Here is a 26313-nt window from a genome sequence, read left to right on the forward strand (position 1 = left end):
AAGCATTTTCCCCAACGAGCGAGGATGGGTGTATTGTCTTTAGTGAGCCTGATTTTGTTAAGAATCAGGAAGGAACGCAGTTTGCACCGTATAGACGAGGAGCGTGGCTTTATAAGTGAGAAATCCCAAAAAAATGGGCATTAAGTGTAGATCGTTCCATTGAGTTGCTAGTATAATCAACCCAATAAACAGAGCAAAACGATTTTTGCTCAAACGATTTTTTTCAGCACCTAATCGCTCAACGTCATTAGCCAGCATCTTTAAGTAAACCACACCTGTACACGCCCCAATTAAATAATTCAGGGCAATGTTTAGTGAATAAAAAATCCACACAGAGATAAATATAATCCCCGTCAAAACAAGTGTGATTACCAACAACTTCTGATAGAGTTGATAGAACTCCTGCATAGAAGTGTTGACTGGTTCTGTGTCCTCAAAACCAGATGGAGCATCTTGTTGTGTTGTCGGAGGGGGCGCAATTGGTTCTTCTGACAAGCTCACGGGACTTGAAACCAGTACAGCTAACTTATTATGACTGCACATTCAGTCAGCTGAATCATATCACGATCCGGTAACAATACTTTAGAAAAAAACAATTAACTTCTTGTTTTTTACCCAAACGCAACACAAATTGAACTTTGGATAGGCACAAAGCGAGAAGACTCAGGAAGCAGGTAAATTTTGTAGATGTAACGTGAATATCACCTGCAAAATTCCTAATTGATGTTAGATTGCTTTTTCGTCAAATAATCTAAGTGACCTCCAGAAGCGTTGTGTAATCACCTACGTAATATTTCGGGAAAGCCGGGTTTAGAAAATTTACTTGATGCTTGAGGAGCGTAGACGCAGAACGTCTTGTCGTTAGACATCACACCAAAGCTAAATTTTGCTAAACTCCAGCCTGTTGAGTTTGTACTACCCACTGAAGAGGGCATTGCTGTGTACATTCTTAATTTACATTAGATCGGCCAAAATTGCTTGCGATTAATTGGCCAGGGGGTAGAGCGCAATTACCACTCGGTTCCGCGGAAGGGGTAGTTTCTGGGAATGATGTACTCTAGTCCTTTGAGCAGGAAAGCAAAATCTACGCGGGAGAAGGGATGAGTACCAATGTTGGCAAAGTATAGACGACCATCAGGCTTGATTAAAAATACAGCAGGTTCGCTGAATAAAGCTGGTTCACTTTCAAAATGACCTTTGGTAAGATACAGTCCCCAACGACGCATATCATCGGGAGTGAAGTCATAGCCAATAGTGGTATTTTGGATATTAGCTTGTTGTTGAAATTGTTGTGTTTTTTCGAGAGAATCACCACTGATAGCGATCGCTTCTACACCTAGTTTTTGAAAAGCATCCAGTTTCTGCTCTAAATCAGTAATATACTGTTCGCAAATAGGGCAATGTAACCCTCGATAGAACACAATCATTGTGTAGTTATTCGGTGTTTGGTCGGCTAGTTTCCAGATGGTTCCATTTAAGGTTTTGACTTCCAAAACAGGAGCCAGATTTCCCATCAACAGTTTGGGTGAGGTTGTTTTCTCAGATTGGGTAATCATAATTTTGCTTCCAATTCAAATAGTTACATCTCGCGCTTGTTGGTTTTATACTGTGCTGAATTCGGGTATTAATTTACATCATATAAGAGCGTAAAAATGCAAATAAAAAATTAAATCAGCTTTTTTTAATTTCTTTGTTTAGAGATATTCAAATGAGTGAAAAAATCAATAACATGAATAATTAACTCGAATGGAAACACGTCAGCAACCTGCTCTCAATCTATGTAGATAAAAAATACTTATATATTATTCGGATTAGTTTAGATAAGCTATTAGCTTGATTAATCAATAACAAAAGTCTATAGAAATTTTCTCTTGAGCGAGTTAAAAATAAATAATTAAAGGTAAATGAAGCTATTTTGAAAAAAATATAAATTACAAAAAACTAGCAAAAATTACTACCAACTTTTAATTTTTCATGTAAGCTGACAAAAGCAGTTTTCATCCTCAAAACAATGACCGCAAGTAGTCCCACAATTTTAGCCTTAGACTTTGACGGAGTAATTTGCGACGGACTAATTGAATATTTTGAGGTCGCATGGCTAACCTACTGTAAACTTTGGTTGCCAGATAATGATACACCGCCCGATGACTTGGCTTTGAGATTTTACCGTCTCAGACCAGTAATTGAAACAGGTTGGGAAATGCCTGTTTTAATTAAAGCTTTGTTGGCGGGAATGTCTGATGAGCAGATTCTTCAGGAATGGACAACAATTACGCCACAAATTTTATTAAAAGATAACTTGCAGGCTAGAGAAATCGGTGCAAAACTAGATCACCTGCGGGATGAATGGATTGCGACAGATTTAGACGGCTGGCTGAGTCTGCACAGATTTTATCCGGGTGTGATTGAAAAAATTAAATTGACTCTGGATAGTCATGTGCAGTTATTTATTGTGACCACGAAAGAGGGGCGCTTTGTGCAACAATTGTTGCAACAAGAAGGGGTGAATTTACCTCCAACGGCGATTTTTGGCAAAGAAGTGAAGCGTCCGAAATATGAAATTCTGCGAGAATTGATGCAAACAGCGAATCAACAGCCAGTTAGTTTATGGTTTGTTGAAGACCGTATCAAAACGTTGCAGTTAGTTCAACAGCAAGCTGATCTAGAGGATGTGAAACTTTTTCTGGCTGATTGGGGTTATAATACCCAACCAGAAAGAAAAGCGGCGCAAGATGACGAGCGAATTCAGTTAATATCGCTGTCACAGTTTACCAAGAACTTCTCAGATTGGTTGTCATAAATTTGTAGAGACGTAAATTTTACGTCTCTATCTCATCAAATATTTTCTGGTTCAGTTAAAAATCTATGCTTGACCTGACAAAATTAGCTCGACAAATGCAAGGTTTAAGCCAGCATCTCTCTCAAGAAGCTGTTGCTGGTCGTCAGCGTTTAGAATTAGCGCAACAACATTTAATAAATGCTTACGAGTGTCAGCAAGATTTAATTGAACGTCAAGAAAAGTGGCGCGATCGCATTTTATTTGCTAATGCTACCCCAATTGAGCCATTAGAAACTCGGATTGATATTCCTGTTCCACCTAAAGTACATACTGTCATCGCTACCGACGGTTCACAAATTGCCCCTAGCCATCATGAAATTGCTTATTGTTATCTATTAAATATTGGCAGAGTAGTTTTACACTACGGTCAAAATCGTCATCCACTACTTGATAGTTTGCCAGAGGTATTTTACCGCCCCGAAGATTTATATACATCTCGACAGTGGGGTATCAGAACTGAAGAATGGATGAGTTTTTGTCGGACTGCGAGTGAAGCAACGGTATTGGCTGAATTAGCTTGTGGAGTGATGGAGGGACGAGGGGGACAAGGGGGACAAGGTGGACAAGGAAGTAAGTATGTTTCTTCTCCCTTGTATCCTCACTCTCCCTTGTCTACCCTCTCTCCCTCTTCTTCCTCGCAAGACAGAATACCAACCTTAGCAATGGTGGATGGTTCGTTAGTTTATTGGTTTTTAGAACAATTACCTCTAGAGGCACGCGATCGCATTTTACCGCCGATTTTACAAGCTTGGCAGCAGCTACGTGATGCGGGAATTCCATTAATGGGTTATCTTAGCGCCTCTCGAAATGTGGAAGGAATTAACTTTTTACGGTTGATGGCTTGTCCCCATCCTGTTCCTGACTGTGTAAGTTATTGTCCCAACCAGTTAGAAAAAGTTCCTTGTAAAGTATTTGAACCTTTGCGCGATACAGCTTTGTGGTCAACCCAACTCCAGCCGGGACAACGCGGCCCTTTATGGCGGAGTAATGCCCGAATTTTAGAGTTTTATGAAGGGCAGAACATTTATTTTTGTTATGTTCACGTAGGTACGGAAATTGCCCGGATTGAAGTCCCGGCTTGGGTTGTGGAAAATACAGCTATGTTTGATGAAGCCTTGGGATTGATGCTGGCGCAAGTTCAAAAAGGATATGGCTACCCAGTGGCGATCGCCGAAGCGCATAATCAAGCTGTGGTTAGAGGTGGAGATAAAGCGCGTTTCTTTGCCCTTTTAGAAAAGCAAATGATTAAAGCTGGCTTAAAAAATGTTGGTACTTCTTACAAAGAAGCCAGGAAACGCGGAAGCATTGCTTAACGATTAGTATGTTGCCAACCAAAATATGTAAATAATTATTACTTTTTAGTGAGTGTGACCAAATTTATTTTTGTAATACTTCTTATTTGAATTTGATGCGATTCATGTTTAATTAAAATTTTTTTCGGGCAATCTATACTTAGAACATTGGGTAATAAAAAGCTACTCGTACTCGACAACATAAAGTTATCAGGTGAATAAATCACAGCACGATGTTGTGCGGGTGTGTAAAACTGTCATGAATATAAATAATTTCTGATTGCTATTGACCGACTAATTTTATCTTGTCGAGTTGCTAGTGCTTAATTGGTATGACCTGTGAAATTATACCATTTTGGATTGGATAAGGGTTGATTGGTAGGCTTTTTAGTCATCTATCTGTCTCCATCATTTTTCAATTTGATATTAGAGAGATTAATTTTCCCAAATCAATATTTTCAAATTTGATCAAGTCAAATACAACTAGCAACCTTGAATATGCAAACACAAGTTCAGTCAACTGTACATCACTTACCAGAACAACATTCTCGCTTCTTTTCTCTGTCTTTAGACTTATTATGTATTGCTGGATTTGATGGTTATTTTAAAGAAATAAATCCAGCCTGGACAAAAATATTAGGTTGGTCAGCACCAGAATTGCTAGGTAAGCCATTTATTGAATTTATATATCCTGATGATCAAGATAATACGCTTTTAGAAGCCAAAAAATTAGCAATGTCTTGTGAGACGGTTTACTTTGAAAATCGCTATTTATGCCGGGATGGTTCCTATAAATGGCTGGCTTGGTCTGCAACACCATTTGTTGAAGAACAGTTGATTTATGCTGTGGCTCGTGATATCACACTGCAAAAAGATAATGACGTAGCATTACAAAAAACTATCCAAGAATTAGAAGCATTTAAATTTGCTTTAAATGCTCATTCTTTGGTAGCTATTACTGATGTCACAGGGAGAATCAATTATGCTAACGATAAATTTTGTGAAGTTTCGCAATACTCTAGAGAAGAATTATTAGGACAAGACCATCGCATAATTAATTCAGGTTATCATTCTCCAGAATTTTTTAGGAACTTATGGGAGACTATTGCTGCGGGTAAAATCTGGAGAGGAGAGATTAAAAATAAAGCGAAAGATAATAGTTTTTATTGGGTAGATACGCTGATTGTGCCAATGTTGAATAATAATAGTAAACCACAACAATATGTGGCTATTCGTACAGACATCACACAACGCAAGCGTTCTGAGTTAGCTTTGTTAGAGCGATCGCGTTTATCATTATTAAGTGCAGAAGTTAGTTTATCTTTATCTCAAAGTGGCACAATAGCTGAAATTCTCCAAAGTTGCATAAATACAATCTCCAAGTATTTGGATGTGCATTTTGTATGTATATGGACTTTGGAACAGCAAACACAAAACTTAGAATTTCAAGCAGGTGTTTATTGTCAAAATACTAAATGTCATCCTTTAAGTAGTAATCAAGAATTTACTAATTATAGCTTTGTTTCTAATGCGATTTTTAATTTTATATCACAAAACCACCAACCGATTCTGAATGAATCAGTCAGACTGAGTACACCAGCAAACCACCTTGATCAGCAATCCTCAACTTTACAATTTTCTGCCTATCCATTAATTGTTGAGCAAAAATTGATTGGAATTATGGCTTTGTTTAGTCAGGAATCTTTCAACGAAACAGTCCATAATATGTTAAATTGGATTGCCAATAATGTTGCTGTTGCTATTGATAGAATCTGGGCAAGAGAAGAATTGCTGAGTCGTAGAGAAGCATTATTACTAGGTTTAGCTAGTCAAATTCGTAATTCTCTTGATCTGGATACAATTTTAGAAACTGCGGTGCATGAAATTCGCAGTTTATTGCAAGTTGACCGTTGCTATTTCTTGCAATATTCTCCAGATTTTTCACAACCACATCTTACTATTACTCACGAATCACGTAACCATAAATTACCTTCTATGTTAGGTAATTTATCTTTGGCAAGTCATGGCTCATTAGTCAATATCCTGGTAAATCAAGAGTTAGTTTGCGTTGACAGTGTCCAGCAAAATTTATCTAGTCAACCAAATTTACCAGCACTGTTCAATGAGGATGAAACGACGGCACAATTACTATTACCAGTTAAAAGTAATGTTGGTAGTTTTGGTGCAATTATTTGCAGTCATTGTCTAGGCGATCGCATTTGGAGTAATAGTGATATTGGACTGTTACAAGCTGTAACTGATCAACTAGCGATCGCCATTGATCATGCCCAATTATATACTCAGAGTCAGGCCGCAACTTTAGCCGCCCAAGCCCAAGCCGAAAAACTCACTCAAACTTTGCATCAACTACAGCAAACTCAATCACAATTAATTCAACATGAAAAAATGTCTAGTTTGGGACAATTAGTAGCTGGAGTTGCTCATGAAATCAACAATCCTGTTAACTTTATTCATGGCAACATTAATTATGCCAATGAATATGTAACGGATTTACTCAATTTACTTTATCTCTATCGAAAATTTTATCCTGAACCTACACCAGAAATTGCTGAATTAGAAGCAGACTTAGATTTAGAATTTCTCATCAAAGATTTAGCAAATCTGCTGAATTCTATGAAAATGGGGACTAATCGCATTCGGGAAATTGTGCTGAACTTACGCAATTTTTCTCGTCTAGATGAAGCTGATAAAAAGTTGGTAAATATTCATGATGGCATTGATAATACTTTATTAATCCTCCACCATCGTTGGAAAAATAATGGCATTGGCTTAGGTATATCTATTCTGAAAGAATACGGTAATCTGCCATTAATTGATTGCTATCCTGGACAATTAAATCAAGTCTTGATGAATATTTTAACTAATGCAATTGACGCGCTAGAAGAATCAATTAATCAAGCTAAAAATAGTGATGAGTATGGTAAAAAATTACTTAAACCTACAATTGTAGTTAGTACGGGTAACTTAGATAACAATTTGATTTTTATCAAGATTTCCGATAACGGTTCGGGAATGACAGAGGAAGTTAAAAGACGTTTATTTGACCCGTTTTTTACAACCAAGCCGATTGGTAAAGGTACAGGTTTAGGATTATCAATTAGCTATCAAATTATCGTCGAAAAACATAGTGGTAGCTTGGAATGTATTTCCGAACCAGGTAAAGGGACAGAATTTTTGATTAAAATTCCGGTAAAGTTACACTAAAATTGCTTGAATCGCAAATAGCATCTCTCCCTTGTCTTTGTTGTTCACATATCAACTAGGACTGCTATGTTAGAGATAAAATCAATCAAGCCTCTGAGGAAATACGCAAAGGTGTCAGCGATCGCCTAAACTATTTAACATAGGATTAGCGATACAACGGTAAGCCATGCAAAATATCAATCAATTCAGTAACATCGGCCTAAGTTTACAGCTATTCCATGTTCAAACCAACACCGCTTTTGACTTACCACCAAATTTAACAGTGATCAGGCTTGGTAAGTCAAATGAGCAACATCCCCCAGATATTGATGTTTCCAGTTTGCCAAATGCAGAGGTTGTTTCTCGCGCTCATGCTCAAATTATCGTCGAGAATGGCAACTACTTAATTGAAGACTTAGGTAGTTCTAATGGCACATTTCTTAACGATGTCAAGCTAGAAGCGGGAACCAGATATCAGTTAAAAGTAGGCGATCGCATTAACCTTGGTCAAGGTGATGCCATCACTTTCATTTGGCAAAATTCCCCAGAACATTCACCAGCTTTAGCGACAGCAGTTAATAGCACGCAAATTGTACCGCCATTAGTTGAGCAGAAGCAATCAATCGTGGTAGATAAAACAACTAAGCTCATAGGTTTAAGTTTAATAGTTGCCAGCATTGTGCTGTTAACTGCTAATGTGAGAATCGGTATATTTTTTGGTCTACCTAGCATTGCGCTTTGTTTTGCCGGAATTTTTGTGTTATGTCAACAACGTGTCAATCGTCATCTCGGCTGGATTTTGATTGCTATAGGAGTCCTCATAGTTATATTTACTGGTCGAATTTTTGCCTCAGTTAACTTGTTATTGTTAATCGCAGCCTCAGCGTTATTCTTTATTGGTTATCTACTTTTTACAACAGGTAAAATATTTGGTTATGATTGGCGATCGCTTCCACAAATAATTAATAAATAGAAAAAAGGTTACGCTGATGGCATAACCTTTGTTTTCTGTACTATTGCAATTTAATAATTAGTTTTGCGACAGGCTTTAAACAATCACAAAATTGCTGACATTCAGCGCCGGCGCACCAGATAGTTGCGCTAGTTGTACTTGTCTGAATCCACCAGCATTACCATCTTGGTCAAAGTACAACGCGCCAGTATTATTGTTATAGATGAATCTTTGATCAGTCGTGGTTGCAGAAGTTCCCAAGGTAAACTGACTAATTGACAGCGCCCCAGCTAATAAACCACCGCCAAAACCAGCCGCAGATATCCGAATGATGTCATCAGTGATACTGAAGTCAGTAATCGTATCAGTACCTTCGTTAAAACGATTAAAGACAAAGGTATCTGCACCGCTACCACCCGTGATCAAGTCATTACCTGCGCCACCGATGAGAACATCATTACCATTACCACCAATCAAAGTATCGTTTCCAATACCGCCATCGAGGGTGTTATTGCCAGTAGCTTCTACAGCCGACAGAGTATCATTACCACTGTCGCCATAGAGTAGGTTATTGCCTCTGGAATAGTCAACAGTCAATATATCGTTACCATTACCACCATAGAGGGTGTTATTACCAAACGAACCGACGGCAGACAATTCATCATTACCAATACCACCATCAAGTAGGTTATTCCCTTGCGAATATTCCACACTTAATCTGTCATTACCACCTCTGGCAATCAGGGTGTTATTGCCCACAGAAGCATCTGCCAACAACACATCGTCAGCATTATCAGCATTCAGAGCGTTAGTACCGCTGGACTGACTGACATCTAAGGTATTGCGCCCAGCGCCACCGTTGAGGGTGTTATTACCAGATGAACCAATTGCCGAAAGATAATCATCACCACTACCACCATCGAGGGTGTTATTACCGGTGGACTGATCCGCATCTAATGTGTCGTTACCTGCATTACCGATGAGAGTGTTATCACCCTCAGAAAGATAAGCAGACAGGGTATCGTTACCATCGTCACCAATGAGGGTGTTATTACCACTAGACTGACTTACATCTAAGGCATTGCGCCCAGCGCCACCATTGAGGATATTATTACCAGCTGAACCAATTGCCGAAAGATAATCATCGCCACTACCACCATTGAGGGTGTTATTACCTGTCGATTCATCGACATTTAATATGTCACTACCCGTATTCCCAATGAGAGTGTTATCACCCTCAGAACGATAAGCAGACAGGGTATCGTTACCATCGTCACCAATGAGTAAGTTATTGCCTCTGGAATAGTCAACAGTCAATATATCGTTACCATGACCACCATCGAGGGTGTTATTGCCAAACGAACCAACAGCAGACAATTGATCATCACCAGCATCACCATCAAGTAGGTTATTCCCTTCAGAATATTCCACACTTAATCTGTCATTACCACCACCAGCGTTGAGGGTGTTATTGCCCACAGACGCATCTGCCAACAACACATCATCAGCATTATCAGCAATCAGGGTGTTATTACCACTAGACTGACTCACATCTAAGGTATTGCGCCCATTACCAGCGTTGAGGGTGTTATTACCAGCTGAACCAATCGCCGAAAGATAATCATCACCGCTACCACCATTAAGGGTGTTATTACCAATGGAATCATCCGCATCTAATGTGTCGTCACCCACATTACCAATGAGAGTGTTATCACCCTCAGAACGATAAGCAGACAGGGTATCGTTACCGCTACCACCATTCAGCAGGTTATCCCCGGTAGATTCATCAACCGTTAACCTATCGTTACCTTCGCCACCATTGAGGGTGTTATTACCAGAAGAACCAATCGCCGAAATATAATCATCACCAGTGCCGCCGTTGATAATATCATCGCCACCACTGCCACCAGAAAGTATATCGTTGCCTTTGGTTCCTATTATGTTGTCATTGTAGGCTGTACCAATCAGCTCTAGACTTTCGATGTTTCTGTAGTTAACTTGATTTGTGCCTGCGGTGATTCTACCGATATTGCTTGAAGAGTTGTATGTGGAGGTAATGCCGACTGTAGCGTTGCTGTAATCAACAAAAAGGTAATCGTAGTCTGCGCCACCATCAACTGTTTGTACTACCAAGGTGGCTGACTGTTGCAAGGCAGTACTGACATAGATAGCGTCATCACCTCCGTCGCCCTTGAGGGTGTTATGACCGGATGCACCAAGGGCAGACAATTCGTCATTTCCCGCACCGCCGTTGAGGGTGTTATTGCCTGTGGAATTGTCAGCATTTAATGTGTCGTCGCCTTCGCCACCATTGAGGATGTTATTGCCAAACGCACCAACAGCCGACAGTTCATCATTACCAGCACCACCTTCAAGGGTGTTATTGCCTGTAGACTGATCAATAACTAAGGTGTCGTTACCATCTTCACCATCCAGGAGGTTATTGCCTTCAGAACCAACGGCAGACAGATCATCATCATCAGCACCACCGAAGAGGTAATTATCACCACTGGATTGATCTGCGCTTAAGATATCTTCTCCATCACCACCAGAGAGGGCGTTGTTCCCAGAAGAACCGATCGCAAACAAAGAATCATCACCAACACTACCATCAAGATAGTTGTCGCCACTGGACTGATCCACATCTAAGGTATCGTCGCCTGCACCACCATCGAGGATGTTATCACCAGATGAACGATAAGCCGTCAGAGTATCGTTACCGTTCGCGCCATTGAGGACATTATCACCTGTGGAATCGGTCACATCTAAAATGTCATCACTTTCGCCACCATTGAGGAAGTTCCTACCAGATGAAGCCACAGCAGTAATATAGTCAGCGCCTGCGTCACCATTGAGGATGTTATTGCCTGTGGAATTGTCAGCATTTAATGTGTCGTCGCCTTCGCCACCATTGAGGATGTTATTGCCAAACGCACCGACAGCCGACAATTCATCATTACCAGCACCACCTTCAAGGGTGTTATTGCCTGTAGACTGATCAATAACTAAGGTGTCGTTACCATCTTCACCATCCAGGAGGTTATTGCCTCCGGAACCAACGGCAGACAGATCATCATCATCAGCACCACCGAAGAGGTAATTATCACCACTGGATTGATCTGCGCTTAAGATATCTTCTCCATCGCCACCAGAGAGGGCGTTGTTCCCAGAAGAACCGATCGCAAACAAAGAATCATCACCGATACCACCATCCAGGGTGTTAGCGCCACTGGACTGATCCACATCTAAGGTATCGTCGCCTGCACCACCGTTGAGAGTGTTATCACCAGATGAACGATAAGCTGTTAAGATGTCGTCTCCGCCATTCCCATTCAGCTGATTATCCCCTGTGGAATCGGTAACATCTAAGGTATCAGTACCTGCACCACCGTTGAGGATGTTATTACCTGATGAAGCCACAGCCGTAATGTAATCAGCACCTCCATCACCATTGAGGATGTTATTGCCTGTGGAATCGTCTGCATTTAATGTATCGTCGCCTGCGCCACCATTGAGGATGTTATTACCAAACGCACCGACAGCCGACAGTTCATCATTACCGCTACGACCTTCAAGTAGGTTGTCACCATCGGACTGATTGATATTTAAGGTGTCGTCACCACCTCCAGCATCGAGGGTATTATTACCTTCAGAACCAACGGCAGACAGATCATCATCATCAGCGCCACCATCAAGTAAGTTATTGCCTGTTGATTGATCTGCGTTTAAGATATCTTCTCCATCACCACCAGAGAGGGTATTGTCCCCAGAAGAACCGATCGCAAACAAAGAATCATCACCGATACCACCATCCAGGGTGTTAGCGCCACTGGACTGATCCACATCTAAGGTATCGTCGCCTGCACCACCGTTGAGGGTGTTATCACCAGATGAACGATAAGCTGTTAAGATGTCGTCTCCGCCATTCCCATTCAGCTGATTATCCCCTGTGGAATCGGTAACATCTAAGGTATCAGTACCTGCACCACCGTTGAGGATGTTATTACCTGATGAAGCCACAGCCGTAATATAATCAGCACCCCCGTCACCATTGAGGATGTTATTGCCTGTGGAATCGTCTGCATTTAATGTATCGTCGCCATTGCCACCATTGAGTGTGTTATTACCAAAAGCACCGACAGCCGACAGTTCATCATTACCAGCACCACCTTCAAGGGTGTTATCGCCATCGGACTGATTGATATTTAGAGTGTCGTTACCGCCTCCACCATCGAGGACGTTATTACCTTCAGAAGCGATCGCCGACAGAAAATCATCATTACCACCACCATTCAGCAGGTTATTGCCTGTTGACTGATCCGCATTTAAGATATCTTCCCCACCACCACCGTTGAGGGTGTTAGTTCCAGAAGAACCTACAACAGACAGATAATCATCACCAGCACCACCATTAAGGATGTTATTACCGCTTGATTGATCTGCATCTAATACATCGTCGCCTAATCCACCATCAAGGATGCTATTACCAGAGGTTGCAAAACTGGAAAGATGATCATCTCCAGCGCCACCCTCTAGAATATCGTTGCCCCCATTACTTGATAAATTATCATTCCCGGCAAAGCCTCTAATAATCTCACCATCAGCTGTGCCGATGAGATTATCATCGCCATTAGTGCCATTAATTGCCATAACTCTTACCTAAAATAAATTGATTGTTTCAGTCAGTTGAAAGTTTTCAAATTACAGATTTTGCTATTGGAAACAACGAAAAATATGCCGATAGCCGATGCTTTCAGCATTTTTTTTCGTGAGTATAGAAGCAATACAATTCGGTTAAATTTTAAAGGCACATTTTGCAACATAATGTTGGCTTTTGCTGTCGCATTAACTAAGTAGAAACATATTTAACTAAAGCATATTTAGATTACATAACATAGTAATTTTTTTATAAAGTTTTTCTACTAATTCTCAATAAACACATAGACATAAAAGATGCTTTGTGAGAGATGATTATTAATTAATATGTAATGTGCTTCTGAACAGTTTTCTCGTAATAGAAGTATCTCTATTAATAACCGATAAGCTTTTTCAATATTTAGCCAATTTCATAGGATTTAAGACGAGAAAATTTCAATTTTTCTCATCTTGCCGAAATATTAATCCTTAGCCAAAAAAATTACTCAACTCTTAGACTATCTTCTGAGAGTGAATGTAGCTTTTAGCTGTCTAATTGCTGTATTATTTTTTTCAACTGGGTCGGGATGAGATGTTTAGCTGTTATTTATCTCTGCATTCTCTATGCCTTTATGAATTCCCAGAAAAGTACTCATATTTAGGCTTTATTTCAACCATCCTTTGATCATTAGCGATCGCTAATCAGGTATCAAAAAATCAAGCTTAAAGATGTATTTGACAGCCAAATCAGTCCCACACTTAAATTATGGGCTGCTACTTATGATTATTTAGCTTAGAAGCTATTATTATTTAAATAATTTATTGCAATTGTACTGTATATTTACTGAGGTGTCTATTCTCACCAAAAGCATCTTTACATACTCTTTACAGTCACCACTCAAAATATCTACATAGGCATAGCAATATTTACATTTGTGTACTATTCCCTTTTTGATAGCAGACAAATATGGTAAAGGCGATCAGTAGCAAATTTGCTCTGATGGCAGACTGTAAAAATACTAATGTTATGGATGATGAATCAAAAATAAATCATCATCCATACACTCTAGTTATTTTTGGGGTAAACCGTCTTGAAAGACGAGTAATTCTCCTGGTTGGATGGTTGTCCAGACTTCGTTATCGGTGAGGGGAGTAGTAGCGATAACAGCGACGCGATCGCGTGGGGAAGTCAACTCCCGAAAATCTACCGTCATATCTTGATCAATCAAGTGGGCTGCGGCGAAGGGGGCTTGACGGACGATGTAGGAGAGTTTTGTCGAACAATGGGCAAAAAAATGTTCTCCATCCGACAACAAATAGTTAAAAACACCGACTTGGGCGATTTCCGCCGTAATTTGACGCAGAACAACATTAAGTTTTTCTAAAGGCGGTTTACCATTAGGAAAAGCCTCTCGGAGAGTTTCTAACATAATACAGAAGGCTTTTTCACTGTCGGTATCACCCACCGGTTCGTAAAAACCCATATTCCGAGGATGATAATCTGGCAGATTGCCGTTATGGGCAAATACCCAATACCTACCCCACAATTCTCGTTGGAAGGGATGACAGTTTCTTAAAGCTACTTCTCCCTGAGTTGCTTTACGGATATGGGCAATTACATGAGTAGAGTGGATAGGATAGCGCCTGACTAAATCTGCTATGGGAGATGTCACAGAAGGTTTATCATCTAACAATAAGCGACATCCTTTGCCTTCAAAAAATGCAATCCCCCAACCATCGCTATGATCGTCTGTTTTGCCTCCTCGTGCAGAAAAACCTTCAAAGGAAAAGCAAATATCTGTGGGTACATTGCAGTTCATCCCTAGCAGCTGGCACATAATCAGTAACTATCAGTTTGAGGATGTTGGGTTTGAGAAAACTGTCAGACCTTCAGATTCTAGACTTCTTAAATAAGTCTGGAATCTTGTAGTTCTATACTATTAAAGACATATTTGTAGATAGTTTCAGTCCAAATAGTGCCAAAAATTATTTATTACTTGTTTGTCTGACGTTCTCTGAGTTTTAACAATATTTCCGCGTGCATTTCCCTAGTAATGGGGTAAAAATATGTCAGAACTAAACCACAAATTAAACAAACAGTTGGTATGGGGCCAACAGCCAGGCGAATAGCTGTGAGTGCTGATTCTGGTTGAATTGGTAAAGTGCTTTGTCCAGCTACAGCTTCTTTAAAACCAGCAGATTGTAAGGCGTTACCGACAAGAAATAATCCGAATGCTAACCCAAATTTCTGTAACAAAACCATGAAGCCATAAAATATACCTTCGCGGCGTTGTCCGGTTTGCAGTTCATCTAATTCAATTACATCGGGAATCATTGACCAAGGAACTAAATAAGCTGTAGATACACCTACGCCAGCCATCACAGCCATAATATACATTAAAACTAATTGGTCAGATTGTAAAAAAAATAGTCCGGCGGCGGCGATAATCCATAAACTCATGCCAAGAAAATAAACGAGCTTTTTACCAATTTTTTTACTTAAATTACTCCACACAAATAACATAATTAAAGCAGTACCTTGGACAGCAATCATGACTGTTGGTACGTCAGCTTCTTTCAGTTTCATACAGTTGATGACAAAATAAGGAATGATGCTGGCTGTAATTTGTACAGCCAACCAAGAAAATAGATATATCCCAATTACAAATAAAAATGGGCGATTGGTAAAAACAATTTTTAATTGTTCAAAAAATGGGATTGATGGAGGTTCTTCTTGTTGGATGCGTTTGGCTTCAAAAGCTAAAATGCGATCGCGCACGCCAAAAACGCACCAATATAAAGAAACCACAGAAATTACCGTACAAATTACCGCTAAGATAAAATATTGTTGTTGGCGGTCAGGAATCTGGGAAAAAACTATTTGCGCTAAAATCAACGATAAAATACTGCCACCAATCGAAAAAGTAAAGCGAAAACTGTTGAGGCTGGTGCGTTCATCATAATCTTGGGTGAGTTCAGGAGTCATGGCTGTGTAAGGCAAATTCACAACGGTGTAAAATACCTGAGATATCAACCCAATTACAACGTAATACCAAAACAAAGCCCACATATTTGTACTGCGATCGCTGCTAAATTGCGGTACAATCCACTGCAAGAAAAAGAAAATCCCAAAAGGAATTGCACCATAGAACATCCAAGGCAACCGACGACCCCAGCGCCGAGATTTGGTTTTATCTGTTAATAATCCGACAAATGGATCATTAACTGCGTCCCAGATTTTGCCAATCAACAACACGCTACCAGCCAAACCTGCGGGAATCCCAGCCACATTTGTAAAGAAAACTAACAAGAAAAATATCGAAATATTAGCCGTAATTGCTGGGCCTAAATCACCTGCACCATAAGCTAATTTTGTTTTAAAATCCAGTTTTGGACTCAAAGCCGGACTTTGGGCAGAATTATCGGCAGAATCGTTCATAATATCTGAGGCTCGGATTAAAATAAAAAGTTTGCGATCGCTATCAGTATTACCTCAAAATCTCTTTTTTTATGCCAGACCTTTACGTTTCTTGGTCAGAATATCACTATAAAATCGAACAACTGGCGGTTCAGGTATATCAATCTGGTTGGCAATTCAACCAAATTGTCTGTCTAGCCAGAGGCGGACTGCGAGTTGGAGATATTATTTCTCGGATTTATCAACAGCCATTAGCAATTTTAGCGACATCATCTTATAGCGGCCCCGGTAAACAAGAGCGAGGTAATCTCACTTTTTCCCATCATTTGACCATGACCACAAAAAAGTTAGGTTCCCATATTCTGTTAATTGACGACTTGGTAGACTCTGGCATTACCCTTCAACAAACAATTCCGTGGTTACGGGAAAATGTCGATTCCTCAATTGCGGAAATTCGCAGCGCCGTCATTTGGTATAAAGCCTGTTCAGTGATTAAACCGGATTATTACGTCGATTACTTACCTGACAATCCTTGGATTCACCAACCCTTTGAACATTACGAACATACCAGTCCTGCCGATTTGGCAACAAAGTTAAGTCAACTCTGCTGAATTCAAAACAACCACAACCACACAGGCAAAGTCACCAACAACAGCATCACTCCCAACGCCAGGGAAGTCACAGCGAGGTCGCGGTCAAGATTGAAAGTTTCAGCCAGCACCATTGTTGCAAATGCTGGCGGCATAGCCATTTGTATAACAATTACCTTAGCGGCGGAACCAGTCACGCCAAACAAAGATAAGGTACTGCCGAGAAGCAGGGGAACTAAAAGCATTTTGATTGCCAAACTGATGGCGGCTTGAGGAAACCTTTGCCAAGAAGTCAACAGCGAAAGGCGCATTCCAATTAATACTAAAGATAAAGCGACAGCACTCCAACCCGATTTTTCGAGATAAAATTCTGCCGTCGGAGAAATACTAATTTGGCGAAACCACAAACCCAAGCCAAAACTCCACAAAGCTGGGTTAATCGAGATGGCCTGAGTCATTTGCCAGTAGTTTGTGCCACCATAGCCAAAACGAGATGCTAGGGCTACTCCCAAACCATAAGCACCAAACAGTGACCCCAATAAATCGTAAAATAAAGCCCAGGCAAAATAATCTTGGCCGACCATTGCTAAAGTTACAGGGAAGCCGATATAACCTGTATTGCCGACCATTGCCGCTAAGATAAAACTTCCCTGAGTTGGGTGTTGAAAAGTTGTGTTTGTAAGATACGCTTGTCCTTTGATAGTTAACCAAGCCAAAAATGCGCCCAATAAAATCGCTAAATGGGCGATCGCAGGTGCAATCCAAATCTGTGCTGATAGGTCAGCTTGACGCAAAAAAGCAACAATACTTAAAGGTACTCCCACCCAAAAAAGAAACTGACCCAAACGCTGTGGAACTGCGGCAGGCAGTTTCCGTCCCAGGAAAAATCCGATTAAGATTAAGCCTGCCAGTTTGACATATAGTTCTAGGAGGTGTGCCAAAATTTCCCTAACAAAGACAGATGTAAAATGTACCGAATATGCTAATCTCTGTCCAGTCTACAGTCTGTTATGAATTTTGAACAAAAGCAGGAGTGAACCCTTGAATAAAGCTGGGTTTTCGGGAAAACCCCCAAACTCGTCCGGTGATTCTGGTGATGACATTCCAGTGGCTTTACGCGATACTCCTGATGTCGCATCCAAGACACCCTTACAACCTTTAGTTCTGCTCATTGGGGGAGTCGCGGGATTTATCCTGCTGGCTGTAGTTAGTGGTTTTTTCTTTTCTCTCACTACACCGAAAAAAATCACCGATTCTTCATCTTCACCAGCAGATTCCTCGACTACAACAACTCCAGGCGCAGCTAATTCAGCAAATCCCCAAGATAATAATGTAGTATTGGGACATTTAGCATACTCAGAAGCACCAGAGTCAGAGTTAGTGCCAATTACTGCTGATCGCCGCATCCGAATGCGAAAAGGCGCGGCCGAAAAGTTTCGCGCCATGACCCAAACCGCCCGGAGTGCGGGTGTAATTTTAGTGCCAATTTCTGGCTTTCGTTCTGTGAAAGAACAAGAGCAATTATTTTTTGAAGTCGGGGCGCAACGCAATCAAACCCCAGCCCAAAGAGCCGCCCTCAGTGCGCCACCAGGCCATAGTGAGCATCACACAGGTTATGCTGCGGATATCGGAGACGGAGCCGCACCCGCCACTAATCTCCAAGCTAACTTTGATCAAACCAAAGCTTTTGCCTGGCTACAAGCCAACGCCGCCCGCTTTGGTTTTGAGTTGTCTTTTCCTCAAGATAATATCCAAGGTGTGAGTTATGAACCTTGGCATTGGCGTTTCGTGGGCGATCGCCAAAGTTTAGAAACCTTCTATAAGGCCAGAAATTTGAAACCCGCTAAAGCATCACCATAAAAAAGTCTGAAGCAATTAGTGGTGGTATTTTTACTCCACTAATTGACAACATAAAATTAAATATCTGAATTCAGACTCCTGAGTTTGATTTTAATCATAGAATTTTTACCTGCTGCCCCCTATTCTCGGTAAAAACTAAATGTCTGTGTTGGTAGGTTCCAACTAGCAAATACACCATTTCCCAAGGGTAAACCATCCGGGTTAAATCTCAGGGCGTGTCCTGGGGCGTTGGGGTTTTCAACTACAGCTAGAGAAGATTTGCCTTGCCCTGTCCAATAGATTTTGCCGTCAGGTGCTAATCTCGGCCCAGAATAGCCAGTCGTATCGCCAATAGGTAAGGTATCAATTTCGGTTTCAATCTCAGTCACTAAGTCTATTTGATGTGGTGTGGCGTTCCAACCTTCTAAGGTATGGTGGTTCCACTGTCCAAACTCCCAATCACCTTTAGCGTAATATAACTTTGTACTATCAGGAGAGAAGGCGCAAGAATAACCAGCCGAACCGCGAATTAAAAAATCACTGTGGCTAATTTTACCTGTAGCACGGTCAACTTTGGCGATCGCAATTCCTAATCCTGCTACACCCAAGGCGACTTTATGCCAATTGGGACTGAAAATAATCGAACCTTTATGAACTTTTTTACCAACTAAGGGATTCAACCGATTTTCGGGAAAATCAATTGGTGAAGCGACATATTTACTATTGATGCCATTTTTATCCACTAGGTAGGCACGCACCTCTGTTCTGCCATTAAAAATTATCAGCCAAAAAGATTCGCCATCGCTATGGGGTACAACACCCATTGCTTCCCCTGGATTATCTTGTTTCCCTGTCAATTTACGGTTCAATAAAATTACTGAACCATTAATACCTTGAGATAAATCTGCAATGGAGTAATATATCTCCTGGTTGTTATTGGTAAAGATGTAAAATCTGTCAGGATGACCACCAGGCGCGGGTACAATTGCTACGGCTTGTGTCGCTGACCAACTTTTTGCACCCCAAACTCCGTTATCTAATATTTCATGAGTTTGTCCGTGGAAAATCAATTGACCATCACTGTATAACCGCAGTTTGCCTGTTATTGGGTCGGTATAGCTGGCAGTTGCTTCAAAACCTGAACTTTGTCCTACTTTATGAATAATTTTTGGGCGATCGCTACCAAAGTCAATTAAAACTTTTCTCTTTACTCCTGTATACCAAAATCTATCTGGGACAGCAAGTTTTGTAATCGGTAGTGCATTCATGGCGAGTTTTTTGAGCAATCAATTTTCTAATTCACTTGTAAAAACTATTAAAAATAGCATCTTCTAACATGTTCTTTAGTAATTAAATTTACTTTTACTTCAGTATTAATATTTATTATCAAGCAAAAGTCAAGTTTTTAGCTTGATTTATTTTAAAGTTAACATGCGGTATTGTTAAGTTTTGTAACATAGTACACAAATTGAGGTTTTCTTAGTGATAATGCTTAATATTTTTTACTGAAAAATTAATATTTATTAATCAGCCATAAGTCATAAACTTATGAATTGCTTGGTTACAAACTTGACCTCGAAATATCTATCAAAATATAGATGCAAGCTAATACTTTAGATAGAAGATAAAATGAAAGCATAAAATTAAAGAAAAACAAAAAATTAAGGATTTTATAGCAAGTTTTGGTAGCTGACGCAAAAAATCGGAAAATGTTGCCGTATTTGATTTATGGACAATTTGAAAACTTGAACGCTAGGTACAGTAAGACTTATCCTCCTGACTCCTGTCTTCTGCTATAGTTCAAATTGAATTGAGATAAATCTTTTACTCAGTTATAAAGTTTAATGGGAATATTCAATGAAGCTCTACTACGTCACATTGAATAATACAGATGAAGCGCGACAAATTGGATGCTCATTACTCAAAAATCTAACAGGATGAAACTGTGAAGCGGATTGTTTTTTGTGATTTTGATGGGACAATCACAGTAGAAGAAACCTTTGTGGCGGTGCTAAAAAAGTTTGCGCCGGAAGTGGCGGCACAATTTTTGCCAGAAATGTATGTACAGAGAGTAACACTGCGGGAGGGAGTCAAGAAAATTTTAGAATCAATTCCATCTTACCAGTATGGAAAAATTGTAGAATTTACGCGATCGCAATCCATACGTAAAGGATTTGTCGAACTGCTAAATTTTCTTGATTCCCAAAATGTCCCTTTGGTTGTGGTATCTGGTGGACTGCGAGGAATGGTAGAAGTAGTTTTAGGTGAGATAGCCCAAAGAATAACCGCAATTCACGCCGTTGATATAGATACTAGTGGTGCTTACTTCAAAGTCAACTCTGATTATGAAGGCGGTACAGAATTAGTAGCCAAAGTGCAAGTCATGGCAAAGTATCCCGCTGATGAGACAATCGCCATAGGTGACTCGCTCACAGATTTAAATATGGGCTTACAAGCTTCGATTGTATTTGCCCGCGATCGCCTAGCATATTACTTAGACCAACATCAAAAACCGTATATTCCCTGGAATACTTTCTCGGATGTTCAGGAATATCTACAGCAATTGTGGAAACTGTGATTGATCCTCGCACAGAAATAATAACGTCTTTTAAGTAACACAAATCTCCCTTGTCTCCCTTATCCACCCACTTTCACACCCGCCACTGAATTAGCTCTCTGTTCTAATTGTTGCGGACTGGTTACTTCCAGATACTTAGCAGCCATCTCCGGTGTCAGGAGTTCCAACATCAAACGGTTTTCAATCCAAAATTCCACCACATCAAAAGCACCATTACGGCTACAAGCAAGCACTCGCCAATCTTCCCGTGCGCCAATACGCTCAATTTCTTCTACGCTGAGGGGAACCGAAATTGCTGCATGAACTGATGTGTAATTTGCAGGATGCTCATTCATCTGAAATCCAACTTGTCCTTGCGATCCACCGGGGATAAGCTCACTACCCAATGGATAAAATTCAATTCCTGTACCAAATTCATCTCCCACAAACATCATATATGCACCAGGATTAGGTGAAAACGGTACTACTCGGCCGTGCATAATTTCTGCCATCACGTTAGCTACGTGCTGAGGATTTTTGACAGAAATGGAAATATGGTGGAGCATAGTTACCTCTCAAAACATTACTAAATCACCAAATTTAGTAGATCCTTATACTTTATCTATAGCGCGTATTCAAACAATGGAATCTATCTTGAGATGCCATTTAAAATCAAGAATTGCTAAGTAATTGTAGAGTTCGCTTGCATTATTGAGCAAAATAATAAAGGTGCGTCTCGATATTACGATCGCACCCTAAAAATTTTTGTGTTAATTTAGATGAAAAAACCGTCGCTACAAGAAATTTATTAAATGACGCTAATTTACCAAGGATGCCTAATCCACTCGTAAATTTTTAAGTAGTCTGCTCCTGGAATGTTCCATGAGTAGTCGTATTTCATCCCCTGAATAGCTAGTTGTTGGAACTCATCAGGAGACTGATGCCACAAATCAATTGCCCGATTCATTGCCGATTCTAGGGCATAATTATCTGTTTGATAAAATACATAACCATTGCGTTTTTCAGGTGGCAGATTTTGGTCGTAATCTCTATCAAATACTGTATTTACTAAACCACCAACACCCCGCACAATCGGCACTGTACCGTATTTTAAACCAATCATCTGAGTTAAACCGCAGGGTTCATAATTGCTGGGAACCACAATCATATCTGCCCCTGCATAGATGAGGTGGGATAATTCTTCATTGAATCCCAATTCTAAATGCACATCGGGGTGACTATTTAAAAATTCTTTTTCATGGCGGAAATGAGCATTAATTCCTGCTTCTGTAGCTGAACCTAGTAATACAAATTGTGCGCCTTTATTGAGTGCGTGATAAATCGCATGATGTACTAAATGCACACCTTTTTGATTATCTAACCGACCAATATAAGCAATGATTGGTTTATCGGCGGCATCAAGCAAGAGCCTTTCTCGCAAAGCCTTTTTGTTATATATTTTTTGTTCAAAATCTTCGTAGGTATAGTTATTGGGAATGTAACGGTCAACTTCAGGATTCCAAAAATCGTAATCTATACCGTTAAGCACCCCACTGAATTTATCTTGATGTAAATGCAGTGTATGACCTAAACCACAACCAACTTCTGTATAACGCGCTTCTTCTGCGTGGTTGGGTGAAACTGTGGTGACTGCATTGGCGTAAACAATACCCCCTTTCATATAATTCAAGGCAAAGGGGTTGAAGTTGTCGCGTAGTTTATCGTATTGGAAATAGTAAGCTGCTCTATTTAAACCTGTAGCCACCAGCGTTTCTTCCCCACCTATTCCCTGATGCTTAAAGTTATGGATGGTGTAGCAAGCTCGCTGATATTCCATACCATTGTATTTGTAAATCTCAGCGAGTAAAACAGGAATTAAGCCTGTTTGCCAATCATGGCAATGGATAATATCAGGTCGCTTGTTACTTTGATTGAGAAATTCTAAAGCGGCTTTGCTAAAGAAGGCAAAGCGCATATTGTCATCATCGCAACCGTAATAACAGCCGCGATTAAAGAAATTATCTTCGGAGTGGGGTTGAATAAAGAAGCACAGCCTACCATGTACCCAACCGCAGTACACAGAACAGTGAACTGCTGCGCCATACCAGGGTACCCACAAATCTTTGTAGGCATCATGCAGACCCCAAATATGGTCGTAGCGCATACAATCATACATGGGCAGAATGATCTCAACGCAATTTCCCCTGCCCTCTAATTCCCTACTCAGTCCGTAGACAACATCCCCTAAACCGCCTGCTTTAATTACAGGAGCGCATTCCGAGGCAATCTGTACTATGTACATTCCTAGTCCTCGCTATACAAAACTTTATAATCACTATACTGTTCAGTATATGCAATATGTACTCATTGACAAGTAAGTAAGCCAATGTTAATCAAGAAAGCTTAATACAAGTGGTAGATAGTCTGGGTGCTTCATCTGCTGCAAGACTTATACTGAGGAGATTCGAGGGGTATTGAATTTTAGACAGATTGTTGACGATGTAAACGCTTGGTATGACGCTAAGAGCCATTTTGCTGCATAGAAATACTGTGGCTGGAGATTTGAGGCGATCGCACCTTTCTAGTTAAAACCACAGGGTTGACGCTGCTAAAATACCTTATGACTAGCAGCGACTAACCAGCACACCTCACAAGCCATGACTACAACTATTGACTTTCTCAGTCACCTCAACCCTAGCCAACGTCAAGCCGTAGAACACTATTGTGGCCCGTTGTTAGTTGTGGCTGGCGCTGGTTCCGGTAAAACACGCGCCTTAACTTATCGCATCGCTAACTTGATTCTCAAACACCGTGTGAACCCTGAAAATATCTTGGCGGTGACTTTCACCAACAAAGCCGCACGGGAAATGAAGGAACGCATTCAAAAGCTGTTTGCTGAACAATTGGCAATGACGCAACATGGTACGAGGTTTGAGTTATTACCAGAACACGAACAGACAAAGTTGCGATCGCAAGTTTATCGCACAACTATCAAAGATTTGTGGTGTGGCACTTTCCACAGTTTATTTTCACGCATTCTCCGGTTTGATATCGAGAAATATCAAGATGAAAAGGGGCGCAAATGGAATCGGAATTTTTCAATTTTTGATGAATCTGATGCCCAATCTTTAGTTAAAGAAATCGTCACCAAACAGTTAAACCTCGACGATAAAAAGTTTGAACCGCGTTCTGTTCGCTACGCCATCAGTAACGCCAAAAATCAAGGCTTATCACCCCAAGACTTTGAAAAAGAACAACCAAATTATCGCGGACGAGTTATTGCTCAAGTCTATAGTTCATATCAAGATAAACTAGCAGAAAATAATGCTCTGGATTTTGATGACTTAATTCTTGTCCCGACAAAATTATTTCAACAAAACGAGCAAGTCTTAGGTTATTGGCATCGCAAATTCTGTCATATTTTAGTTGATGAATATCAAGATACCAACCGCACACAATATGATTTGATTCGGTTGTTAGTCACTAATGGCGAAGATAGAAAAAGTGAATGGAATTGGCAGAATCGCTCAGTATTTGTAGTTGGTGATGCTGACCAATCAATTTATAGTTTCCGCATGGCAGACTTTACCATTTTGCTGGAATTTCAAAATGATTTCGGCGACGGTTTGCCAGATGAAGATACTCGCACAATGGTGAAGTTAGAAGAGAACTATCGCTCTTGTGAGAATATTTTGCAAGCTGCCAATGAATTAATTGAAAATAACACCCAACGAATTGATAAAGTCCTCAAACCAACGCGGGGAAGTGGCGAACAAATTTATTGCCACAAAGCTGATGATGAACTGGCTGAAGCAGATTTTGTAATTCGACAAATCCGCACTTTAGAACATCAACATCCCGAATTAAATTGGGGTAGTTTTGCGATTCTTTATCGCACTAACGCCCAATCTCGCCCTTTTGAAGAATTGTTAGTCAGGAATCAAATTCCTTATACAGTTGTAGGGGGGATGAAATTTTATGACCGCAAAGAAATCAAAGATGTGTTGGCTTATTTAAGAGCGATCGCTAACCCGGCTGATACAGTGAGTTTATTGCGGGTAATTAATACTCCCCGGCGCGGAATCGGTAAAGCCACTATTGATAATTTAATTAACGCCTCCCAACAATTAGGGCTTAACTTGTGGGAAATTCTCAGCGATGAAACATCTGTAAATACATTAGCAGGACGTTCAGCAAAAGCGGTGAATAATTTCGCCCAAATGATTAGCCGCTATCAAGAACAAGTCGCAACGGTTCCAGTTTCGGAAATTGTTATGGGTTTGTTAGAAGAATCTGGTTATGTCCAAGACTTGCAAAGCCAAGGTACAGATGAAGCAGAAGACAGAATCCAAAACGTTCAGGAACTTTATAACGCCGTCTTGCAATTTCAAGAAGAAAATGAGGATGTTTCGTTAACAGCCTTTTTGCAAAGTACCGCCTTAAGTTCTGATTTAGATAATTTAAAAGACGGACAAACGGCCGTTTCTTTAATGACTCTGCACGCTTCCAAAGGATTGGAGTTTCCCGTAGTCTTTTTAGTGGGGTTAGAACAAGGGTTATTTCCTAACTACCGTTCCATGAACGACCCCGCAGCTTTAGAAGAAGAACGCCGCTTGTGTTATGTAGGCATTACCCGCGCCCAAGAACGGTTACATTTATCCTTCGCCCGCGAACGCCGTTTATATGGTTCACGGGAACCCGCATTGCGATCGCAATTTCTGGACGAATTACCCCCAGAATTATTAACGAGTCAAAGTAAAATTCGTCAAAATTATTCTCGAACTGCTGCCACAAATAACGGACAGCAAGAAGGATCTCACAATTGGCAAGTAGGAGATAAAGTTTTACATAAAACTTTTGGAATTGGAGAAATAACTCACGTTTTCGGTTCAGGAAATAAAATATCTGTAGCGATTAAATTTGCTAGTTTAGGGCAGAAAATTATTGACCCCAAAGTAGCACAGTTGCAAAAAGTTAGTTAGCACCT

General features: G+C 40.3%; 18 protein-coding genes. 8 read left to right on the forward strand and 10 right to left on the reverse strand.

Annotated elements, in window-relative coordinates:
• Window positions 1–57 precede the first annotated feature (57 nt).
• The 3 genes from ACX27_RS28965 to ACX27_RS28970 form a co-directional block, all read right to left on the reverse strand.
• A complete protein-coding gene (locus tag ACX27_RS28965) occupies window positions 58–543 on the reverse strand; it encodes an ATP synthase subunit I (protein ID WP_200929883.1) in 486 nt (161 codons plus the stop codon).
• A 236-nt stretch (window positions 544–779) separates the two neighbouring features.
• Window positions 780–935, reverse strand: coding sequence for a hypothetical protein (locus ACX27_RS32650; RefSeq protein ID WP_158507434.1), 156 nt, complete (start codon window positions 933–935; stop codon window positions 780–782).
• Window positions 936–1010: 75 nt separating this feature from the next.
• Window positions 1011–1556: a redoxin domain-containing protein gene (locus tag ACX27_RS28970; protein ID WP_083468868.1), complete on the reverse strand. Its 546-nt coding sequence runs from the start codon at window positions 1554–1556 to the stop codon at window positions 1011–1013.
• A gap of 455 nt (window positions 1557–2011) precedes the next feature.
• On the opposite strand from ACX27_RS28970, the gene ACX27_RS28975 reads away from it, so the two are divergent.
• From ACX27_RS28975 to ACX27_RS28990, 4 genes are all read left to right on the forward strand, one after another.
• Window positions 2012–2800 carry an HAD family hydrolase gene (locus tag ACX27_RS28975; RefSeq protein ID WP_062297599.1) on the forward strand — a complete coding sequence of 263 codons (789 nt, stop codon included), beginning with the start codon at window positions 2012–2014 and terminating at the stop codon, window positions 2798–2800.
• A 65-nt stretch (window positions 2801–2865) separates the two neighbouring features.
• Window positions 2866–4152: a DNA double-strand break repair nuclease NurA gene (locus ACX27_RS28980; protein ID WP_062297601.1), complete on the forward strand. Its 1287-nt coding sequence runs from the start codon at window positions 2866–2868 to the stop codon at window positions 4150–4152.
• Between the two features lie 477 nt (window positions 4153–4629).
• Entirely contained in the window at window positions 4630–7356 is a 2727-nt protein-coding gene (locus ACX27_RS28985) for a PAS domain S-box protein (protein ID WP_062297602.1), read from the forward strand.
• A 166-nt stretch (window positions 7357–7522) separates the two neighbouring features.
• A complete protein-coding gene (locus ACX27_RS28990) occupies window positions 7523–8308 on the forward strand; it encodes an FHA domain-containing protein (protein WP_062297604.1) in 786 nt (261 codons plus the stop codon).
• A 75-nt stretch (window positions 8309–8383) separates the two neighbouring features.
• On the opposite strand, the gene ACX27_RS28995 is transcribed toward ACX27_RS28990, so the two are convergent.
• The 3 genes from ACX27_RS28995 to ACX27_RS29005 all read right to left on the reverse strand — a co-directional run bounded on the left by ACX27_RS28995 (window position 8384) and on the right by ACX27_RS29005 (window position 16361).
• The gene (locus tag ACX27_RS28995) at window positions 8384–12937 is read right to left on the reverse strand and encodes a beta strand repeat-containing protein (RefSeq protein WP_062297610.1); all 4554 of its coding nucleotides are present in this window, start codon (window positions 12935–12937) and stop codon (window positions 8384–8386) included.
• 1055 nt (window positions 12938–13992) lie between these two features.
• Entirely contained in the window at window positions 13993–14760 is a 768-nt protein-coding gene (locus ACX27_RS29000; RefSeq protein WP_062297612.1) for a class II glutamine amidotransferase, read from the reverse strand.
• 155 nt (window positions 14761–14915) lie between these two features.
• Window positions 14916–16361, reverse strand: coding sequence for an MFS transporter (locus ACX27_RS29005; RefSeq protein WP_062297614.1), 1446 nt, complete (start codon window positions 16359–16361; stop codon window positions 14916–14918).
• A 71-nt stretch (window positions 16362–16432) separates the two neighbouring features.
• Between ACX27_RS29005 and ACX27_RS29010 the strand changes: the two genes are divergently transcribed.
• On the forward strand, window positions 16433–16951 hold the full coding sequence (locus tag ACX27_RS29010) for a phosphoribosyltransferase (protein WP_062297615.1): 519 nt from the start codon (window positions 16433–16435) through the stop codon (window positions 16949–16951).
• 2 nt (window positions 16952–16953) lie between these two features.
• Here ACX27_RS29010 and ACX27_RS29015 read toward each other — a convergent pair whose 3' ends face one another.
• Window positions 16954–17871, reverse strand: coding sequence for an AEC family transporter (locus ACX27_RS29015; RefSeq protein WP_062297616.1), 918 nt, complete (start codon window positions 17869–17871; stop codon window positions 16954–16956).
• A gap of 100 nt (window positions 17872–17971) precedes the next feature.
• On the opposite strand from ACX27_RS29015, the gene ACX27_RS29020 reads away from it, so the two are divergent.
• Entirely contained in the window at window positions 17972–18790 is an 819-nt protein-coding gene (locus ACX27_RS29020; RefSeq protein ID WP_062297617.1) for a M15 family metallopeptidase, read from the forward strand.
• A 119-nt stretch (window positions 18791–18909) separates the two neighbouring features.
• Here ACX27_RS29020 and ACX27_RS29025 read toward each other — a convergent pair whose 3' ends face one another.
• Entirely contained in the window at window positions 18910–20037 is a 1128-nt protein-coding gene (locus tag ACX27_RS29025) for a hypothetical protein (RefSeq protein ID WP_062297618.1), read from the reverse strand.
• 677 nt (window positions 20038–20714) lie between these two features.
• Between ACX27_RS29025 and ACX27_RS29030 the strand changes: the two genes are divergently transcribed.
• Window positions 20715–21347, forward strand: a complete 633-nt coding sequence (locus ACX27_RS29030) for an HAD-IB family phosphatase (RefSeq protein WP_062297620.1) — start codon at window positions 20715–20717, stop codon at window positions 21345–21347.
• Window positions 21348–21406: 59 nt separating this feature from the next.
• Here ACX27_RS29030 and ACX27_RS29035 read toward each other — a convergent pair whose 3' ends face one another.
• Window positions 21407–21892: a hypothetical protein gene (locus tag ACX27_RS29035; protein ID WP_062297622.1), complete on the reverse strand. Its 486-nt coding sequence runs from the start codon at window positions 21890–21892 to the stop codon at window positions 21407–21409.
• A gap of 257 nt (window positions 21893–22149) precedes the next feature.
• Complete coding sequence (gene glgA / locus ACX27_RS29040) at window positions 22150–23628, reverse strand: glycogen synthase GlgA (protein WP_062297624.1); 1479 nt, start codon at window positions 23626–23628, stop codon at window positions 22150–22152.
• Between the two features lie 355 nt (window positions 23629–23983).
• Here glgA and pcrA point away from each other — a divergent pair, with 355 nt between their 5' ends.
• Complete coding sequence (pcrA, locus tag ACX27_RS29045; protein ID WP_062297626.1) at window positions 23984–26308, forward strand: DNA helicase PcrA; 2325 nt, start codon at window positions 23984–23986, stop codon at window positions 26306–26308.
• The last annotated feature ends 5 nt before the right edge of the window (window positions 26309–26313 follow it).

This window comes from Nostoc piscinale CENA21, assembly GCF_001298445.1.
GTDB classification, from domain to species: domain Bacteria; phylum Cyanobacteriota; class Cyanobacteriia; order Cyanobacteriales; family Nostocaceae; genus Nostoc_B; species Nostoc_B piscinale_A.